Below are 18,682 nucleotides of genomic sequence, written 5' to 3'. Positions count from 1 at the left end.
CGCGACGGAAGCCCGCACCGACCGCGCGGCACCGAAGAAGACCTCGGTGCTGCGCAGCGGCGCGCTCATGGCCGCCGGTTCGGTCGTCTCCCGCGCCACCGGCTTCGTCCGCTCCGCCGTGATCGTCGCCGCCCTCGGCACCACCCTGCTCGGCGACGGCTACGCGGTCGCCAACACCGTCCCGAACATCCTGTACATCCTGCTCATCGGAGGCGCCCTCAACGCCGTCTTCGTCCCCGAGCTGGTCCGCGCCGCCAAGGAGCACGAGGACGGCGGCGCCGCCTACACCGACCGGCTGCTCACCGTCTGCACGGCCGCGCTGCTGGTCCTCACCGCCGCCGCCGTCCTGGCCGCCCCGCTCATCGTCTCGGTGTACACCCCCTACAGCGGCGGCCAGGAGTCCGTCACCGTGGCCCTGGCCCGGTACTGCCTCCCGCAGATCCTGTTCTACGGGCTGTTCACGCTGCTCGGGCAGGTGCTCAACGCCCGCGGCCGGTTCGGCGCCATGATGTGGACCCCGGTCCTCAACAACCTCGTCGTCATCGCCGTCTTCGGACTCTTCCTCACCGTCTCCCACGGCGCCGGCGACGGCCTGAGCGCCGCCGACACCCGGCTGCTGGGCATCGGCACCACCGCCGGCATCGTCGTCCAGGCCCTCGGCCTGATCCCCTCGCTGCGCGCCGCCCGCTTCCGCTGGCGCCCCCGCTTCGACTGGCGCGGCAGCGGACTGGCCCGCCCGCTGCGCAACGCGGGCTGGCTCGTCCTGCTCGTCCTGACCAACCAGATCGCGTACTGGGTGGTGACCCGGCTCTCCACCGCCACCGGCGAGCACGCCGTCGCCGCGGGCCTCGCCGGCGGCGCCGGATACACCGCCTACAGCAACGCCTACCTGCTGTGGATGGTCCCGCAGGGCATCATCACCGTCTCCCTCGTCACCGCCCTCATGCCCCGGATGAGCTCCGCGGCCACCGACGGCGACCTCGGGGCCGTACGCAAGGACGTCTCCTACGCGCTGCGCTCCAGCGCGGCCCTGATCGTCCCCGCCGCCGCGCTCTTCGCGGCCCTCGCCCCCTGGGTGACCGGCAGCGTCTTCGAGTACGGGCGCACCGGCCCCGCCGACGTCGCCGTCATGGCCGGCATGCTCGCCGCCTTCGCACCCGGCCTGATCGCCTACTCCGCGCAGTACGTGCTCTCCCGCGGCTTCTACGCCCTGTCCGACACCCGGACCCCCTTCTTCCTCAACCTCACCATCGCCGCCCTCAACGCCGGGCTCTCGGCCGCCGCGTACCTCCTGCTGCCGCCGCGCTGGGCCGTCACCGGCATGGCCGCGGCCTGTTCGATCGCCTTCACCGTGGGCGCGGCCGTCACCGGGTACGTCCTGTCCCGGCGGCTCGGCCCGCGCACGGGGACCCGGACGGAGCGCCGGAGCACCGCCGTCCGCACCCACCTGCGGCTCCTCGCCGCCTGCGTCCCGGCGGGCGCCGCCGGGTACGCGGCCGCGCGCTGCGTCGACCGGTTCGGGAACCTGGCCGGGCCCCTCGGGAACTTCGCCGGGGTCGCGGCGGGAACCGCGGTGATCGTCCTCGGCGTCGTACTCCTCGCCCGCCCCCTGCGGCTGACGGAGATCACCGACCTGCTGGACTCCGTACAACGCAAGACCGGCCGCTAGCCGGAACCCGCCCAAGCTGTCAGATATCGGCCGAAAGCGGGAGGGGACCGATCGACGACCCTGGAATACTGACCCGATGCCACGCGTACTGCTGATCGAGGACGACCCTTCCATCCGGGAGGGCGTGGGTCTCGGCCTGCGCCGCAGGGGCCACGACGTGAGCGCCGCCGAGACCGGCGAGGCCGGACTCGGCCTCATGGCGAGCTTCCACCCCGAGCTCGTCCTGCTCGACCTCATGCTGCCCGGCATCAACGGCGTCCAGGTGTGCCGCCGGATCCGCGAGACCAGTCAGGTCCCGATCATCATGCTCACCGCACGCGGCGACGACTTCGACATAGTCGTCGGCCTGGAAGCCGGCGCCGACGACTACATCGTCAAACCCGCCCGCACCGAGGTCATCGAAGCCCGCATCAAGGCCGTGCTGCGCCGGCTCAGCGAGCCCGCGGGCGGCCGGCCCGACGTGGAGTTCCACGGCGAGCTGGCCGTCGACCGCGCCGGGCTCACCGTCGCCAAGAACGGCGAGCGCGTCCCCCTGGCCCCCAGCGAGATCAAGCTCCTGCTGCACCTGTCGGCCTCGCCCGAGCAGGTCTTCTCCCGCCAGCAGCTCCTCGAATACGTGTGGGAGCACAGCTACCACGCCGACGCCCGGCTGGTGGACGCCTGCGTGCGCCGCCTGCGCCACAAGATCGAGGACCCCGACGGCACCCCCCGCTACATCCAGACCGTGCGCGGCTTCGGCTACCGCTTCGGCCCGCTGTAAGCGGCCCGCATGACACGTTTCGCACCGCTGGGCCTGCGCACCCGGCTGATCGCCGCCTTCCTGCTGGTCGCCGCCATCTGCGCGGTGAGTACGGCCGCGCTCACCTACCAGCAGGCCCGCAACGCGATCCTCAAGCAGAGCCAGGACACCGCCGTCAGCACCCTGCGCGACCTGGTCGACTCCCAGTACAGCCAACTGCCCATGGGGCAGGCGGAGCTCCAGCGGCTCGTCGGGGAACTGGGCAAGCGCGGCCAGCCGCACCCCTGGATCGTCTACGGGGAGTACGGAAAGCTCCGCGCCACCTCCAACCCGGGCGGCGCGACCACCTCGCCCTCCATCAGCGAACAGCTCCGCAGCCAGGTGACCGCCCATCCGCACGGGGCCTTCCAGCGCACGCAGGACCGGGGCGGCAACCTCTCCCTCGTCGTCGGCATGCCCGCCGTCTTCAAGCACCACGAGGTCTACGAGACCACCGGTGCGGTCTTCTACGCGGTCCTGCCCCTGGACAGCGAGCAGACCACCGTGGAGGCCCTGGTCACCGCCGCCCGCACGGGCGCCGTACCGGGTCTCGCGATCGCCCTGATCCCGGCCCTGCTCGCGGCGCGCAGCGTCCTGAGGCCCGTACGGGACATGCGCAAGGCCGCCCAGCGGCTCGGACGCGGCCGGCTCGACACCCGGATCGAGGTGCGCGGCTCCGACGAACTCGCCGGACTCGCCCGCACCTTCAACGAGACGGCCCGCGCACTCGAACAGTCGGTCAGCGAACTCCGGGAGGCCGAAGCACGGGCCCGCCGCTTCGCCGCCGACGTCTCCCACGAACTGCGCACCCCGCTCGCCGGGATGCTCGCCGTCACCGAGGTCCTCGACGAGGGAGCCGAGGAGCTCGACGCCGACACCGCCAAGGCGCTGCGCCTGATCAGCGCCGAGACGGAGAAACTCGCCGTGCTCGTCGAGGACCTCATGGAGATCTCCCGCTTCGACGCCCGCGCCGCCGAGCTCAACCTCGACGAGGTCGACGTCGCCGAGACCGTCACCAAGACCCTGGAACGCCGCCACTGGACCGACGGGCGGGTCAGCACCGACCTGCCCCCCGGCGTCCGTGCCCGGCTCGACCCGCGCCGCTTCGACGTGGTCCTCGCCAACCTCGTGGGCAACGCCCTCAAACACGGCGGGACCCCGGTCCGCGTGGGCGTCCGCACCGAGACCCGGCCCGAGGGCGAGCGGCTGCTCGTCGAGGTCGCCGACAGCGGGCCCGGCATCGCCCCCGAGGTGCTGCCGCACATCTTCGACCGCTTCTTCAAGGCCGACGCCGCCCGCACCCGCTCCACGGGCAGCGGTCTGGGCCTGGCCATCACGCTGGAGAACGTCCGCCTGCACGGCGGCACCCTGCACGCGGCCAACGGCCCCGGCGGCGGCGCGCTCTTCACCCTCGACATGCCGCTGGAGGCCTGCGTATGAGCCGCCTGCGCAGGGCCGTGACCGCGGCCGCGCTGACCGTCCCGCTGCTGCTCGCCACCGGCTGCGGCATCGCCACCACCGGGGTCGTCGAGAGCGGCCGCGCCGGGACCGTGAAACTGGCCACCGCCCCGGACCCGGGCCTGCTGTACTTCATCGCGCCCGACGGTGCGCTGGTCCCGGTCCCGGCCACCGACCGCGTGCCGCGGCCGGACGTCGGTTTCACGATCGGGATGCTGCTGGAGGGGCCGGGCGAGGTCGCGCAGGAGGCTGGTCTGACCACCGAGATCCCGGTTCCGGACGTCAACTCTCCCGACTCCAAGGCCAAGGGCATGGCCCGCGGGCCGGTCAAGGTCGCCGCCGACGACAAGACCCTCCGCGTGGTCCTGCCCCTCCCGGTCGAGCCGCTGTCCGGACCGGCCCGCCGTCAACTGGCGTGCACGGCCCTCCAGTCGGTGAGCGTCAGGCCGGCCCCCGAGATCCTCCTCGTCGGCTCCGACGGCAAGGAGCAGAGCGCCGTGTGCCAGGTCAGGCCAGAGGGCTGAGCCCCGGCCGACCCGGGCCCGCCCCCCGCGGGGCCCCTTGCGGGGCGGGCCGCTCCCCGCCACCGTGTGCGCATGGACCAAGGACCGGCCCCCGACGTCTTCGACCCGCGCCTCTACGGCGAAGGCGTCCCGTACGACCGCTACCGCCTGCTGCGCGACCGGCACCCGGTGGCCTGGCAGAGCGAGCCGGAGGTGCTCGGCTGGCCCGCCGGCCCCGGATTCTGGGCCGTCACCCGGCACGCCGACGTGGTCCGGGTCCTGCGCGACCACCGCACGTACTCCTCGGCGCTGGGCGCCACCCAGATCCGCGACCCCGACCCGGCGGACCTGCCGTTCCTGCGGCGCACCATGCTCAACCAGGATCCCCCCGAGCACGGGACCCTGCGCCGGACCGTGGCCCGCGCCTTCACCCCGGCCCGCGTCGACGCCTTCGCCGCCCGGGTCCGGGGCCGGGCCCGTACGCTGCTGCGCGCCGCCCGCGACGGCGCCGAGGACGGGGCCGCCGATCTGGTGCACACCGTCACCGACACGTACGCGCTGCTGAACCTCACCGACCTGCTGGGCGTCCCGGCCGCCGACCGGGGGCTGCTGCTGGAGTGGACCGTACGGATCATCGGATACCAGGACCCCGAAGACGCCCCGGCTCCGCTGCTCGGCCCGGACGGCAAGCCGCTGAACCCGCGCTCGCCGGCGCTGCTGGGGGAGATGTTCGCGTACGCCCGCGAACTGGCCGCGCACAAACGGGCCCACCCCGGCGACGACGTGATGACCACCCTCGCGCTCGCCGGGCTGGAGGACGCGGAGCTGGAGATGTTCTTCTTCCTGCTCACCGTCGCGGGCAACGACACCGTGCGCAGCGCCGCGCCCGGCGGCCTGCTCGCCCTGGCCCGAGACCCGGACGCCTACGCCGGACTCGCCGACGGCCGGGCCCCGTCGGACCGGGCCGTCGAGGAACTCCTGCGCGTCCACCCGCCGGTGCTGAGCTTTCGGCGCACCGCCGCCGCCGACACCGAGCTCGCCGGGCAGCGGATCCGGGCCGGCGACAAGGTGGTGGTCTTCCACGCCTCGGCCAACCACGACGAGCGCGTCTTCACCGACCCGGGCCGCCTCGACCTCGGCCGCGCACCGAACCCGCACGTCTCCTTCGGCGACGGCCCGCACGTGTGCCTGGGCGCGCATTTCGCCCGGCTCCAGCTCCGCGTCCTCTACGAGGAGTGGATCGCCGCCATGCCGGCACCGGAACTGGCGGGCCCGCCCCGCCGGTTGGTGTCGAACTTCATCAACGGGATCACACGGCTGCCGCTGCGGGTGTCCGGGCCGCGGCGGTGACGTCGGCGACCAGCTCGGTCACATCGGGGCCGTAGGCATCGGAGTTGACCACCTTGAGCAGGATGCAGAAGGAGCGGTCTCCGTAGGAGTCGGCCAGCTTCCGGTGGTACCGGGCCAGGTAGCGGGCCGCGGCCTGATTGCTGATGGCCGTCTGCCCGCACAGCAGGAACACCGGCCGGGACCCCCGCCCGGTCGTCAGCCGCGCCAGCAGCACGTGCTCGACGAGGCCCTTCTCCCAGCGGTAGGTCTCCCCGCCGACGCTGATGGCCCCGCGGTCCGGTACGGGCTCGCTCGAGACGATGATCCGCACCCCGGGGAGCATGGAGGCCAGATGGGCCGTCGTCCGGGCGTTGGAGGAGGGGCCGCCCACGCAGAACTCGGCCCGCTCGCCGAAGCCCTGGCGGGCTCCGTCGTGGGTGACGATCTGCACGTTCGCCCCGCAGTCCTTGATCAGGGCGGATATCTCCAGCAGCGCGAAGGCGTCGTTGCGGTGCAGGGAGGAATCGGTGCCGCCCATCTGCCGGTTGACCACGAACAGGCAGTCCGATCCGGTCGGCAGCCCGAAGAAGGCCTGCTTGCGGCGCAGGGCGCGGCGCCACAGATAGGTCCGGGTGAACCAGCCGAACCCGCCGCTGAAGGCAGTGGCAATCACCCCGAGCACGATGTTGCGGACGTCCTCATTCATGCGGCGGATCGTAGCCGTCACACTGCCTTCATGACGCGGTGGGTGCACGGAAGTTAGGCTGCCGCTCCAAGGTCTGACAGGCAGTCGACTGGAGGAACCGAATGCGCGGTCCCGCCGCACGTCACTTAGCGCTCATCGCGCTCGCCGGGGCGCTCGTCTCGACCGGGGCCGAAGCCCCGTCGTCACGGAGCGCCACCCCGCCCAAGGTCCCGGTCGCCACCGGCTACGGCGGGGCCGTCGCCAGCGTCGACGCCGACGCCAGCGCGATCGGCATCGCCGTCCTGCGCTCGGGCGGCAACGCCGTGGACGCCGCCGTCGCGACGGCCGCCGCGCTCGGGGTCACCGAGCCGTACTCCGCGGGCATCGGCGGGGGCGGCTACTTCGTGTACTACGACGCCCGTTCCGGCCGGGTGCGCACCATCGACGGCCGCGAGACCGCCCCGGCGACGGCCACCGCCGGGCTGTTCCAGGAGAACGGCCTGCCCATCCCCTTCGCCGAGGGCCAGACCAGCGGCCGCGGCGTCGGAGTCCCCGGCACCCCGGCGACCTGGCAGAGCGCGCTGGAGTCCTGGGGCACCCGTTCGCTGGGCCAACTCCTCAAGCCCGCCGAGAAGCTGGCCCGCGAGGGCTTCACCGTGGACCCCACCTTCCGGGCCCAGACCGAGCTGAACGAGGCCCGCTTCCGGGACTTCCCCGACACCAGGAAGCTCTTCCTGCCCGGTGGCGCCCTCCCGGTGGTCGGCTCCACCTTCAAGAACCCCGACCTGGCGGCCACGTACGCGGAGCTGAGGCGCAAGGGTGCGGGCGCGCTCTACCGGGGCCCGCTGGCCGAGGACATCGTCCGGGCCGTGCGCACGCCCCCGGTGGACCCGGCCGCCACCCGCGTGGTCCGCTCCGGCGATCTGACCACCGGGGACCTGCGCGCGTACGCGACCAAGCGGCAGGACCCGACCCGGGTCGGCTACCGCGGCCTGGACGTGTACAGCATGGCCCCGTCCTCCTCCGGCGGCACCACCGTCGGCGAGGCGCTGAACATCCTGGAGCGCACCGACCTCGGCGCGCTCACCGAAGCCCAGTACCTGCACCGCTTCATCGAGTCCTCCCGGATCTCCTTCGCCGACCGCGGCCGCTGGGTCGGCGACCCGGCCGCCGAGGACGTGCCCACGAAGGAACTGCTCTCGCAGGCTTACGCGGACACCCGCGGCTGCCTCATCGACCCGGCCAAGGCGCTGACCAGCCCGCTGGCTCCGGGGGATCCCCGTCACCCGGTCGCCTGCGGCGGCTCCGGGCAGGCCGCCCCGACCACGTACGAGGGGGAGAACACCACGCACCTGACCGTCGCCGACCGCTGGGGCAACGTGGTCTCCTACACGCTGACCATCGAGTCGACCGGCGGCAGCGCCATCACCGTCCCGGGGCGCGGCTTCCTGCTCAACAACGAGCTGACCGACTTCTCCTTCGCCCCGGCGGCGCCCGGCGTACCCGACCCCAACCTGCCGGGTCCCGGCAAGCGGCCGCGCTCGTCGATGTCCCCGACCATCGTGCTGGAGCACGGACGCCCGGTGCTGGCGCTGGGCTCCCCGGGCGGGGCGACCATCATCACCACGGTGCTCCAGACCCTGACCGGGCACCTGGACCGCGGGCTGCCGCTGGTCGAGGCCATCGCCGCGCCGCGGGCCAGCCAGCGCAACCAGACCACCACCGAGCTGGAGCCGGGCCTGTGGAACAGCCCGGTGCGGGCCGAGCTGGAGGCACTCGGACAGGGCTTCCGGCAGAACCCGGAGATCGGCGCGGCCACCGGGGTCCAGCGGCTGCCCGACGGGCGGTGGCTGGCGGCGGCCGAGACCACCCGGCGGGGCGGAGGCTCGGCGATGGTGGTGCACCCGCAGGGGAGGTAGCAGGCCCTACAAGGCGGTGAGGATCCTCGGGCCGGCGGCGGTGATCGCGACCGTGTGCTCGGAGTGCGCGGCGCGGCTGCCGTCGACGGTCCGCAGGGTCCAGCCGTCCGCGTCGCAGGCGTAGTCGTCCGTGCCGCCCGCGATGAGCATCGGCTCGATGGCGATCACCATGCCGGCGCGCAGCTTCGTACCCTGCCCCGCCGGGCCCTCGTTGGGCACGCCCGGCTCCTCGTGCATGGAGCGTCCGATGCCGTGGCCGCCGAAGCCGTCGGGGATGCCGTACCCGGCGGCGCGGCCGACCGTGCCGATGGCGTGGGCGATGTCGCCGATGCGGTTGCCGGGGCGGGCGGCGGCGATGCCCGCCGCGAGGGCCGCCTCGGTGGTCGAGATGAGCCGCAGGTCCTCGGGGCGGGCCCGGCCCACGGTGAAGCTGACGGCCGCGTCGCCGACCCAGCCGCCCAGCTTCGCGCCGCAGTCGATGCTCACCAGGTCGCCGTCGCGCAGCCGGTAGCCGTCGGGGATGCCGTGCACGATCGCGTCGTTGACGGAGGCGCAGATGACGGCGGGGAAGGGGACCGGGGCGAAGCGCGGCCGGTAGCCGAGGAAGGGCGAGCTCGCGCCGGCCTCGCGGAGCACCTCGCGCGCGGCCAGGTCGAGCTCCAGCAGGGACACCCCGACGGCGGCCCGTTCCCGGACGGCGGCGAGGGCGTGCGCGACGACGCGGCCCGCGGCGCGCATCCGGTCGATCGATTGGTCTGTCTTCAGTTCCACCATGCCAATAACTATACCGGTATAACTGTAACGGGATACTTATTGGGTTCCGGGGTAGGATGAGGGCATGGTCCGTACCCCCCTCACCCCCGAAGAGCGCGAGCGCGGCGAGCGGCTCGGCGCCCTGTTGCGCACGGCCCGCGGCGGCCGCAGCATGGTCGAGGTCGCGGCCAGCGCCGGACTCTCCGCCGAAACCCTCCGCAAGATCGAGACCGGCCGGGCCCCGACCCCGGCCTTCTTCACCGTCGCCGCCCTGGCAGGGGCCCTCGGGCTCTCCCTGGACGAAGTGATGCGGCGCTGCGCCCTCGTGCCCGTGTGAGGTCCGGGGGAGCGGGCGGGCCGCGGCCGTTCGGCCGCCGGGCCCGCCCTTCGGCGTGCCGTTAGGGCGGGCCCACGGGCCGAACGGCCCAATCGGCGGTGGGAGGGCCGGGGCGCGGGGCAAGCGTGAAGGCGTGTCAGACATGAACGCATCCACATCCAAGCGACTCGGCCTCGGACTCGTGGGCGCCCTCCTCGCGGGCGGCCTGCTGCTCGCGGCATGCGCCGCGCCCGAGGGCCGGGCCCACGCCAAGGACCCGGGCGACGTGGTCTTCCGCCACCCGGGCGTCGTCGTCAGCCACACCCGGCTCCAGCACGCGAAGCAGATGGTCGCGGCCGGCAAGGAGCCGTGGAACTCGGCGTACCAGGCACTCCTGAAGAGCCGCTACGCCTCCCTCGACTACCGGGCGCACCCGGCCGACGTGGTGCCCTGCCCCTTCAACTCGGGGCCGCAGTCCTGCCTGGACGAACGCCAGGACGCGATCGCCGCCTACACCCACGCCCTGCTGTGGTCGGTGAACGGCAAGACCTCCCACGCCCGCAAGGCCGTGCAGATCATGGACGGCTGGTCGGCCGTGATGAAGCGCCACACCGAGGACAACGCCGGCCTCCAGGCCGCCTGGTCCGGCTCCACCTGGGCGCGCGCCGCCGAGATCATCCACGCCGACTACCCGGTGTGGGGAGAGGAACGGGTCGCCCGCTTCAAGGAGATGCTGCGCACCGCCTACCTCCCGGCCGTCCGCGCGCAGGTGCCCGCGTACAACGGCAACTGGGAGCTGGCCATGACCGACGCCGCCCTCGGCATCTCCGTCTTCCTGGAGGACCGGGCCGTCTTCGAGGAGTCGCTGGAGCGGTTCCGGGAGCGCGTCCCGGCGTACTTCTACCTCAAGCGGGACGGCGCGCACCCGCTGGCCCCGCCGCGCACCGCCATCGACTCGCCGGACAAGGTCGCGGCGTACTGGTTCGGCCAGGGGACGTACGTCGACGGCGTCGCCCAGGAGACCTGCCGCAACCTCATGCACGTCGGCTACGCGCTCGCGGCGTCCGCGCACATCGCGGAGACGGCCTGGCATCAGGGCGTCGACCTGTACGGGGAGCAGGGCGAGCGGCTCCGGGCGGCACTGGAGTTCCACTCCAGGTACCAGCTGGGCGAAGAGGCCCCCGGGTGGCTGTGCGGCGGAAAGCTGGAGCGCACGATGGGGCCCGACCTGGAAGTCGCGCTCCAGCACTATGCGGTGCGGGCGGGGGCGAAACTCCCGTACACCCGCGAGCTGGTCGAGAAGACGCGGCCGGCCGGGACGGACGACCTGTTCGTCGCGTGGGAGACCCTCACCCACGGGGAGGCGGCGCCGGTCGCCTGAGGCGTGGCCGGGGGCTCCGGTCAGGCGTCCACGGGGTGCCAGGCCGGGCCGTCCCCGCCCGGCCGGACCTGCCCGAACACCACGTCGGCGAAGTGGATGCCGAAGCCGATGGTGTCCGGCTCCGCCAGCTCGGCCACGAGCCGGCGGCGGTGGACGGCGGTCCGGGCGAGGTCGTGGTCGAAGGCCGAGGACCAGTCCGGGTGATCGATCTGGATCGGCGAGTGCACGGCGTCGCCGAAGGCGATCAGGCGCCGGCCGCCCCCGGTGACGACGTACTCGGCGTGCCCGACGGTGTGGCCGGGGGTGATCCGCACGTGCACCCCCGGGAAGACCTCCTGGCCGTCCGTGAGCGTGCGCACCCGCGGTGCGAGGGCGGCGACCCGCTCGGTCGTGCCCTCGGCCGCCAGCAGGTCGAGCCGGTCCCACTCGGGCTCGGCGATCAGGAACTCGGCGCGGTGGAAGAGGGGCAGCCCGTCGTCGGGGGAAGGGTGGAGGGCCCAGCCGATGTGGTCGGAGTGGAGGTGGGTGAAGGCCACCGCCTCGATGTCCTCAGGGGCGCGGCCGAGTGCGGCGAGGCTGCCGGGGAGCGCGCCTCCGTGGATCACGCCGAGGGGGCCGTCGGGGGCGCGGAGCGTCTGCGGGCCGAAGCCCGCGTCGATCAGCAGCGCCCGGCCGCCGTGCTCCACCAGCAGGGCGCCGACGCTCGCCACGAGGTGGCCCGCGGCGTCCAGGTACTCCGGGTGGGCGGCCCACACCTCGTCGGTGGTGTCCGGGAGCAGCGGCAGCGGCCGGAGCCGTACGTCGCCGTCCGGCACGTAGGAGACCTTCGTGTCACCCAGCCACAGCGAGCGGATCCCCGCGGGCCGGTGCAGTCGTTCGCCGCGCGTCGTCGTCAATTCGGGCATGAGAGCTCCTGCGTGAGTGGTCGTCAGACCGCCCCCGACCGGTCTGCCGGGGTGGTGGGGCCAACCATAAACATCAAGCTTGAATCATTCAAGTTGTAAATATTCTGGCTTGAGGGAGTTGTTAAACTGGCCCCATGACGACACCTCCCGAGCGCCAGGCCATCGCCGAGCGGCAGCTGTGCGGGCTGGTGGACGGGCTGGCCCACCGGATCGCCGAGCACGTCCGGGAGCGCGCCGCCACGCTGGGCCTCACCGCGTCCCAGGCCACCGCGCTGCGCGAGATGAGCGGGCCGATGACCATGCGGGACCTCGCCGAGCGCATGAGCTGCGAGCCCTCCAACGCCACCTTCGTCGTCGACAAGCTGGAGAAGCAGCACCTGATCGAGCGGCACCCGCACCCCACCGACCGCCGCGCCAAGCAGCTCGTCCTCACGCCCGAGGGCGCCGCCCTGCGCGCCCGGCTCCTCGACCTCCTCTCCGTGGATTCGCCGGTGTCCGGGCTCGCCCCGGAGGAGCAGGGCATGCTGCGGAGCCTGCTGGAGCGGGCCGTCACCTCCCGTTGACCGGCCGCGTAGGGTCGGGCGCATGACGATCGTGGAGCTGGGCAGGGCGAGGTACGTCAGTCTCACCACCTTCCGCAAGGACGGCACGGCAGTGGCCACGCCGGTGTGGGCGGTGGCGGACGGCGACGAGCTGTACGTGTGGACGCGCAACGACGCGTGGAAGGTGAAGCGGATCCGCAACGACGGCCGGGTCACCGTCGTGGCCTGCGACGTACGCGGGCAGGTGGCCGACGGGGCCGCGGTGTCCGAGGGCGAGGCGCGGCTGCTGGACGAGGCGGGGCTGAAGCGGGTGCGGAAGCTGATGCTGCGCAAGTACACGTGGCAGTTCTGGATGCTCGACGTGCCGGCCGCCATCGTCCGGCGCGGGCGGCCTCACACCGCGATCGCGGTCAGGCTCACGTAGTTCCTGGGGATCCGTAGTGATCGTGTGGTGTTCGGACGGGTGTGGACGAGGGCACCGGTGAGCTGTTGGCGGTCTCCGTGCTGGCGGAGCGGGTCGGCTGGGCAACCGACTTGGTGGCAGCCCTGGTCGCCGGGCTGCCGGCCGACCGGTGGAAGCCCGCCGATGTGGATGTGCTGGCCTCCGGGGAGGACGGCGGGGGCAGGAAACTGCCGTTGAACGCGTGGATGGCTCTGGGGCGTCTGGGCTGGAGCGGCTCGCCGCCCGAAGGTATTCGGGTCAATGACCGGATCGTCCGGATGGCGCAGGAGCAGGCCGGACGCTTGCTGCGGTCGGCGAAGTGGCGCGCAGACCTGACCACCGGGGTACTGAAGGTGTGGCCCGTCGATCCCGGCAGGCGTACGCCCGAGGAGTGGGGCGCGGTGCGTGAGGTGGTGCCGGCGGCCGGGATCTGCCGTCCAGCGTCATCACCTCCCGCACCCGCCAGATCGCCGCGTTCACCAGGAAGCACGACCGGATGCCCGTCGATCTGTTCGAGATGGAGGCCGCGCCCACGGCAGTGCGGGTGCTGCTGCTGTCGGCGTGCGACGGGCAGCAGGCCACCATCGAACGTCACGGGACCGAGCCGGGCCGTGCGCTGTTGCGTGTGCAGCTTCCCACCCGCCCGGATCCGCGTTCCTACGGGACTGGACGTGGGTGTCCTGCCCCCTCACGTTGCCGGCGACGGTTCCGGCGGGCGCGGTGCTGCATCTGCCCACGCTGCGCCCGTACCAGGGGCGTGTCCGCGCAGATCTCGCCTACACCCACGCGGTGCCGAAGGCGGCCCGCAGTGGGCACACGGTGGCGCTCGGTGTGGACTGGGGCCTGAACACCCTGCTGTCCGCCGGGGCCGTCCGGCTGCACGAGGACGGGCGGATCACCGCCCTCGGGGCCGGAGGAATGTTCCGGACGGGCGGAGTCCTCGCGAAACAGCACCGGCCGCCCGGTGGGCGGTGGACCAGGCCATCACGGCCGGGGCAACTGTCATATGTGTCGAGGACCTCCGCTCGATGGAAGCCCACGGCATGGGACGAACCATGAACACCCGGCTCTCCCAGCAGGTACGCGGGCGGATCGTGGAGCGGATGCGGCACGTTGCCGCCGAGACGGGTATCGCCGTGGTCACCGTCCCGGCACGCGACACCTCCAAGCAGTGCCCCCAATGCCTCACGCCGCAGCGGCACTGCAAAGCCCCCGACCGGCCCACCACGCCCGGCTGGAAATGGGCTATCTGCCAGAATCCCGACTGCGGCTGGCAGGGAGACCGCGACCAGGGAGCCTGGCAGCGCATCGCAGCACGCGGACTCGCCCACCAGCCGAAGACCGTCACAGACCGCACCACAGGCGCCCTGGCCATCCGCGCGGTCGTCGACACCCTCGAAGCCGGCGCGGTCATCACGCCGACCGTGCTGCCCCGTCGGGCCTTCGGGCCCGGCAGGCCAGCGTCCGGAGGGACACGCTCACACGGACCGGAGACGGCTGCCCCGCGCAGCCCACCGGCACCAGGACGTGACGACGATCAGCACACCCACCACCAGCCGATACCGGCCACGAGGAGCGGTGCTGGGCGCGGGATTCCACCTCCACGCCCACGCCACCCCTCCACGGTGGGAAAACATCCCGGAATCAGACGCCATGTCTGACACGGGATCACCAAACTGGTCAGAGACGCTTGCCCCGCCCGCCGTCAAGCTTTGAGACTCCCGTAGCCCGCCCGTAACACCCGTGGGGTCCAATGCGGGGATGGAGACCGCGATTTCGCAGGTGATCGGCCAACTCTCCGGATACATGCGGGGATTGACGCAGCGACTCGATCCCGGGACGGGCTGGTACGGGGAGTTCCTGCGGCGGGACCCGGAAGGGATGCGGGCCTGTCTGGACGGGGCCGCGATGCCCCCGTGGGACGTGCTGGAGTCGCTGCTCGGCGACTTGGCCGCCACGACGGGCGCGGTGGCGATCGCCCGGGAGACGCAGTACGCGGCCGGTCTGCGGGCCGCCGCGGTCGGGGTCTGGGACCGGCTGCCGGGCGGGGTGGAGGAACTGCGCACGCTGCTCGCATCGGCCGCCGAGCAGCAGGCCCGGGCCCGCGCGGCCCTGCGCGTGCTGTCGGCGCGGCTCGCGGAATCGGCGGACCCGGCGGAGGCGGAGGCCCTGTCCCGGGAACTCTCCTGGACCCGCGACGACGCCGCCCGCGCGGCGGCCCGCCACGAGGACCTGGCGGCCCGCCTGCACGCGGTGACCCCGGGACCCGACCGCCCCGGACACCCGTCGCCGCCACAGCCGGACCCCCTCGACGCCGTACCCGCGCAGCGCACGGCGGCGTCCCCGGACGCAACGCCCGCCACGGCGTGGCCGGGTCCGCGGGAAGGCATGCAGGCCGGCCCGCAGACGGGGCCCCGGGATGCGGCGTGGGCCGGGGGGCCCGGGGATGCGCAGGTCGGGGCGCCGGATTGGGCGTCGGGCGTTGGATCGAGCCGGATGCCGGGTGCGGCGTCGGACGCGGCATCGGGCCGGGCGTCGGCCCCGGCATCGGAATCGGCCCCGGCGTCGGAAGCGGCGGGGGAGCCCGTCGGGCGGGCCGAGGGGCGGTGGCTGCGCGGTGCGCGGCGGAGCGGCGGGGCCCGGTACGCGGGCGCGGCGGCACCGGAAGCCCGGGCGGCCGCCGTGCCCCCGGGGCACCCGGCGTCCGCCACGCCGCTGCGCGGCGCCCGCTTCGGGCGGCCCGCCCGCGGGGCGGCGGATCCCGCCCCGGCGGGGAATCCGGGGCCGGCGCAGGACGCTTCGACAGACGGGTCCGGACATGCCGGCCGGGCTCACGGAACCCCGCACCAGCCCGCCCGTACGGGCTCCGAAGTGCCGGACCAAGGGCAACCGTCCGCCGCTCCCGGCCAGGGCGGCCGCAGGCCCGGCGCCCCAGCCTGGGGCACGGGACAGACCCCCGGACCCGCCAAGGCCTCCGACCAGGGGCTCCGCCCCCACCCGCAGGACGAGCCCACCCCCTGGCCGACCCAGGCCCGCGCCGCCGGCCCACAGGCCGACTCCGCTCAGTGGGCCGGCTCCGCCCCCGGCGGTGGCCCGCAGGCCGACTCCGCCCAGTGGGCCGACTCCGCCCAATGGGCCGGCTCCACCCCCGGCGGTGGCCCGCACGGGGTGCCCGACCGGGTGGCCGGAGGCTTCGTGGCGGGGCTCGTGGCGCTGCGGGGGCAAGGGCGGAGCGGGGAGGCGCACGCGCTGCTCTGTGAGGCCGCCGCCGGGCCCGCCGAGCGGCTGGTGCTGCTGGGGGAGGAGCTGGTGCGGTCCGGGCTGGCCGCGGACTGGGCCACCCTGCTCTGGGAGGCGGCCTCGCTGCCGCCCGCCCGGTTCGCCGCGGCCGCCGCCGCGCTCGGGCCGGCCGACCGCGACGCCCTGCTGCGCCAGGGCGCGGCCCGCCCGGCCGCGGAGATCGCCGAGATCGCCCTCGTCCTCGGGGAGGCCGGTCACACCCCGGAGGCCGACGCCCTGCTCACCGCTTTCGTCCGGGTCCGCACCGCCGAGGAGTCGGCCCGGCTCGCCCGCCGGGATCCCCGGTGGTTCGCGCCCCGGCTGCTCCGCGCCGCCGAAGCCCTCTCGGGGACTCATCACCGTGACCTGTTGCATGCCCTTCGAGTCGCGAATCTGCCCGTCGGATGATTGGAAACGACCGCGTGCCGACGTAACTCCTGCGTTTGCTGATCGACTACTCCAACCGTGCAAGGCGGTCTTGCCCCGGGCCTGGCCGAGGCCTACCTTCAACTCCCTACGCGCAGCCGTCGTACACCCTCTACGTGCGTAGAAGCCGGCGTACCCGTCGCGAGGAGCAGCTCATGGCCCAAGTCGTCCGCGCCGCACTCGTCCAGGCCACCTGGACCGGAGACACCGAGTCGATGATCGCCAAACACGAGGAGCACGCCCGCCGGGCCGCCGCCCAGGGTGCGCAGATCATCGGCTTCCAGGAAGTTTTCAACGCCCCCTACTTCTGCCAGGTCCAGGAGCCCGAGCACTACCGCTGGGCCGAGGCCGTCCCCGACGGCCCCACCGTCCGGCGGATGCAGGCCCTCGCCCGCGAGACCGGCATGGTGATCGTCGTACCGGTCTTCGAGCTGGAGTCCGAGGGCTTCTACTACAACACCGCCGCGGTCATCGACGCCGACGGCAGCTACCTCGGCAAGTACCGCAAGCACCACATCCCGCAGGTCAGGGGCTTCTGGGAGAAGTACTACTTCCGCCCGGGCAACCTCGGCTTCCCCGTCTTCGACACCGCGGTCGGCAAGGTCGGCGTCTACATCTGCTACGACCGCCACTTCCCCGAAGGCTGGCGCGAACTGGGCCTCGCGGGAGCCCAGTTGGTCTACAACCCCTCCGCCACCTCCCGCGGCCTCTCCGGCTACCTGTGGCAGCTGGAGCAGCCCGCCTCCGCCGTGGCCAACGAGTACTTCGTCGCCGCCATCAACCGCGTCGGCCAAGAGGAGTACGGCGACAACGACTTCTACGGCACCAGCTACTTCGTCGACCCGCGCGGCCAGTTCGTCGGGGAGGTCGCCAGCGACAAGGAAGAGGAACTCCTCGTCCGCGACCTCGACTTCGACCTCATCAAGGAGGTCCGCGACCAGTGGGCCTTCTACCGCGACCGCCGCCCCGACGCCTACCGAGGACTCGTACAGCCGTGACCAACCCGATCCCCCTGCACAGCCGGCACCGCTCCGTACTGCCCGACTGGCTCGCGCTCTACTACGACCGCCCCATCGAACTCACCCACGGCGAGGGCCGCCACGTCTGGGACGCGGACGGCAACCGCTACCTCGACTTCTTCGGCGGCATCCTCACCACGATGACCGCCCACGCCCTGCCCGAGGTCACCAAGGCCGTCGCCGAACAGGCCGGGCGGATCATCCACTCCTCCACCCTCTACCTCAACCGCCCGATGATCGAACTGGCCGAGCGCGTCTCGGCGTTGTCCGGCATCCCCGACGCCCGGGTCTTCTTCACCACCTCCGGCACCGAGGCCAACGACACCGCCCTGCTGCTCGCGACGACGTACCGCCGCTCCAACCAGATCCTGGCGATGCGCAACAGCTACCACGGCCGGTCCTTCTCCACCGTCTCGATCACCGGCAACCGGGGCTGGTCCCCGACCAGCCTCTCGCCGCTCCAGACGTACTACGTCCACGGCGCGGTCCGCACCCGCGGCCCCTTCGCCCACCTCGACGACACCGCCTTCACCGCCGCGGCCGTCGCCGACCTGGAGGACGTGCTCGGCCAGGCGCGCGGCGGGGTCGCCGCGCTCATCGCCGAACCGGTGCAGGGCGTCGGCGGGTTCACCTCGCCGCCCGACGGGCTCTACGGGGCCTTCCGCAAGGTCCTCGACCGGCACGGCATCCTCTGGATCAGCGACGAGGTGCAGACCGGCTGGGGCCGTACCGGCGAGCACTTCTGGGGCTGGCAGGCCCACGCCCAGAACGGCCCGCCGGACATCATCACCTTCGCCAAGGGCATCGGCAACGGCATGTCCATCGGCGGAGTCGTGGCCCGCGCCGAGGTGATGAACTGCCTCGACTCCAACTCCATCTCCACCTTCGGCGGTTCACCGGTCACCATGGCGGCGGGCGTGGCCAATCTCGCCTACCTCCTCGAACACGACCTCCAGGGCAACGCCCGCCGCGTCGGCGGCCTGCTGCTGGAGCGGCTGCGGGCCGTCGCCGCGACCGTGCCCGCCGTACGGGAGGTGCGCGGCCGGGGCCTGATGGCCGGCCTGGAGCTGACGAAGCCCGGCACCGACCAGGCCGACCCGGACGCGGCCGCCGCCGTGCTGGAGGCCGCCCGGGCCGGCGGCCTGCTGCTCGGCAAGGGCGGCGGACACAACACCAGCGTGCTGCGCATCGCCCCGCCGCTCTCCCTCACCGTCGCCGAGGCGGAAGAGGGCGCCGAGATCCTCGCCGAGGCCCTCAGAAGCATCAACTGACACCGGG

17 protein-coding genes are annotated in these 18,682 nt (G+C 73.3%); 14 read left to right on the top strand and 3 right to left on the bottom strand.

All coding sequences use genetic code 11. From position 1 onward, the window contains the following. Positions 1–46: 46 nt before the first annotated feature. The 5 genes from murJ to OG898_RS00135 all read left to right on the top strand — a co-directional run bounded on the left by murJ (position 47) and on the right by OG898_RS00135 (position 5,758). Positions 47–1,669: a murein biosynthesis integral membrane protein MurJ gene (gene murJ, locus OG898_RS00155; protein ID WP_266960001.1), complete on the top strand. Its 1,623-nt coding sequence runs from the start codon at positions 47–49 to the stop codon at positions 1,667–1,669. Positions 1,670–1,745: 76 nt separating this feature from the next. Further along, positions 1,746–2,429, top strand: coding sequence for a response regulator transcription factor (locus OG898_RS00150; protein ID WP_250740487.1), 684 nt, complete (start codon positions 1,746–1,748; stop codon positions 2,427–2,429). A 9-nt stretch (positions 2,430–2,438) separates the two neighbouring features. After that, entirely contained in the window at positions 2,439–3,887 is a 1,449-nt protein-coding gene (locus OG898_RS00145; protein WP_250740486.1) for a HAMP domain-containing sensor histidine kinase, read from the top strand. Further along, positions 3,884–4,429, top strand: a complete 546-nt coding sequence (locus tag OG898_RS00140; RefSeq protein WP_266954169.1) for a hypothetical protein — start codon at positions 3,884–3,886, stop codon at positions 4,427–4,429. Before OG898_RS00145 ends, OG898_RS00140 begins: the two co-directional genes overlap by 4 nt. Before the next feature lie 72 nt (positions 4,430–4,501). Beyond that, positions 4,502–5,758: a cytochrome P450 gene (locus tag OG898_RS00135; RefSeq protein ID WP_266954167.1), complete on the top strand. Its 1,257-nt coding sequence runs from the start codon at positions 4,502–4,504 to the stop codon at positions 5,756–5,758. On the opposite strand, the gene OG898_RS00130 is transcribed toward OG898_RS00135, so the two are convergent. Further along, entirely contained in the window at positions 5,718–6,443 is a 726-nt protein-coding gene (locus tag OG898_RS00130; protein ID WP_266954165.1) for a hypothetical protein, read from the bottom strand. The genes OG898_RS00135 and OG898_RS00130 overlap by 41 nt on opposite strands. A gap of 101 nt (positions 6,444–6,544) precedes the next feature. Between OG898_RS00130 and ggt the strand changes: the two genes are divergently transcribed. Beyond that, a complete protein-coding gene (ggt, locus tag OG898_RS00125) occupies positions 6,545–8,341 on the top strand; it encodes a gamma-glutamyltransferase (RefSeq protein ID WP_266954163.1) in 1,797 nt (598 codons plus the stop codon). A 6-nt stretch (positions 8,342–8,347) separates the two neighbouring features. Here ggt and map read toward each other — a convergent pair whose 3' ends face one another. Then, complete coding sequence (map, locus tag OG898_RS00120; RefSeq protein ID WP_250740481.1) at positions 8,348–9,115, bottom strand: type I methionyl aminopeptidase; 768 nt, start codon at positions 9,113–9,115, stop codon at positions 8,348–8,350. A 64-nt stretch (positions 9,116–9,179) separates the two neighbouring features. On the opposite strand from map, the gene OG898_RS00115 reads away from it, so the two are divergent. After that, positions 9,180–9,431: a helix-turn-helix domain-containing protein gene (locus tag OG898_RS00115; protein WP_243339177.1), complete on the top strand. Its 252-nt coding sequence runs from the start codon at positions 9,180–9,182 to the stop codon at positions 9,429–9,431. Positions 9,432–9,573: 142 nt separating this feature from the next. Then, positions 9,574–10,791, top strand: a complete 1,218-nt coding sequence (locus OG898_RS00110; RefSeq protein WP_266954160.1) for an alginate lyase family protein — start codon at positions 9,574–9,576, stop codon at positions 10,789–10,791. Positions 10,792–10,811: 20 nt separating this feature from the next. Here OG898_RS00110 and OG898_RS00105 read toward each other — a convergent pair whose 3' ends face one another. Continuing rightward, positions 10,812–11,696, bottom strand: a complete 885-nt coding sequence (locus tag OG898_RS00105) for an MBL fold metallo-hydrolase (protein ID WP_266954158.1) — start codon at positions 11,694–11,696, stop codon at positions 10,812–10,814. A 134-nt stretch (positions 11,697–11,830) separates the two neighbouring features. Here OG898_RS00105 and OG898_RS00100 point away from each other — a divergent pair, with 134 nt between their 5' ends. The 6 genes from OG898_RS00100 (at position 11,831) to OG898_RS00075 (ending at position 18,675) form a co-directional block, all read left to right on the top strand. Beyond that, positions 11,831–12,259: a MarR family winged helix-turn-helix transcriptional regulator gene (locus OG898_RS00100; protein WP_250740478.1), complete on the top strand. Its 429-nt coding sequence runs from the start codon at positions 11,831–11,833 to the stop codon at positions 12,257–12,259. Between the two features lie 22 nt (positions 12,260–12,281). After that, the gene (locus OG898_RS00095) at positions 12,282–12,662 is read left to right on the top strand and encodes a PPOX class F420-dependent oxidoreductase (protein ID WP_250740477.1); all 381 of its coding nucleotides are present in this window, start codon (positions 12,282–12,284) and stop codon (positions 12,660–12,662) included. A 224-nt stretch (positions 12,663–12,886) separates the two neighbouring features. Then, the gene (locus OG898_RS36200) at positions 12,887–14,341 is read left to right on the top strand and encodes a zinc ribbon domain-containing protein (protein WP_323184894.1); all 1,455 of its coding nucleotides are present in this window, start codon (positions 12,887–12,889) and stop codon (positions 14,339–14,341) included. A gap of 100 nt (positions 14,342–14,441) precedes the next feature. Further along, positions 14,442–16,367, top strand: coding sequence for a hypothetical protein (locus OG898_RS00085; RefSeq protein WP_266954155.1), 1,926 nt, complete (start codon positions 14,442–14,444; stop codon positions 16,365–16,367). 173 nt (positions 16,368–16,540) lie between these two features. Then, positions 16,541–17,383 carry a nitrilase-related carbon-nitrogen hydrolase gene (locus OG898_RS00080; protein WP_250740475.1) on the top strand — a complete coding sequence of 281 codons (843 nt, stop codon included), beginning with the start codon at positions 16,541–16,543 and terminating at the stop codon, positions 17,381–17,383. After that, positions 17,380–18,675 (top strand): aspartate aminotransferase family protein, encoded by a 1,296-nt coding sequence (locus OG898_RS00075; RefSeq protein ID WP_250740474.1) that lies wholly within the window; start codon positions 17,380–17,382, stop codon positions 18,673–18,675. The genes OG898_RS00080 and OG898_RS00075 overlap by 4 nt, the downstream gene beginning before the upstream one ends. Positions 18,676–18,682: the final 7 nt, after the last annotated feature.

The sequence above is a fragment of the Streptomyces sp. NBC_00193 genome, from assembly GCF_026342735.1.
Lineage (GTDB): Bacteria > Actinomycetota > Actinomycetes > Streptomycetales > Streptomycetaceae > Streptomyces > Streptomyces stoeckheimensis.
The sequence above is the reverse complement of the archived record's forward strand: the minus strand, read 5'-3'. Positions and strand labels throughout refer to the sequence as shown.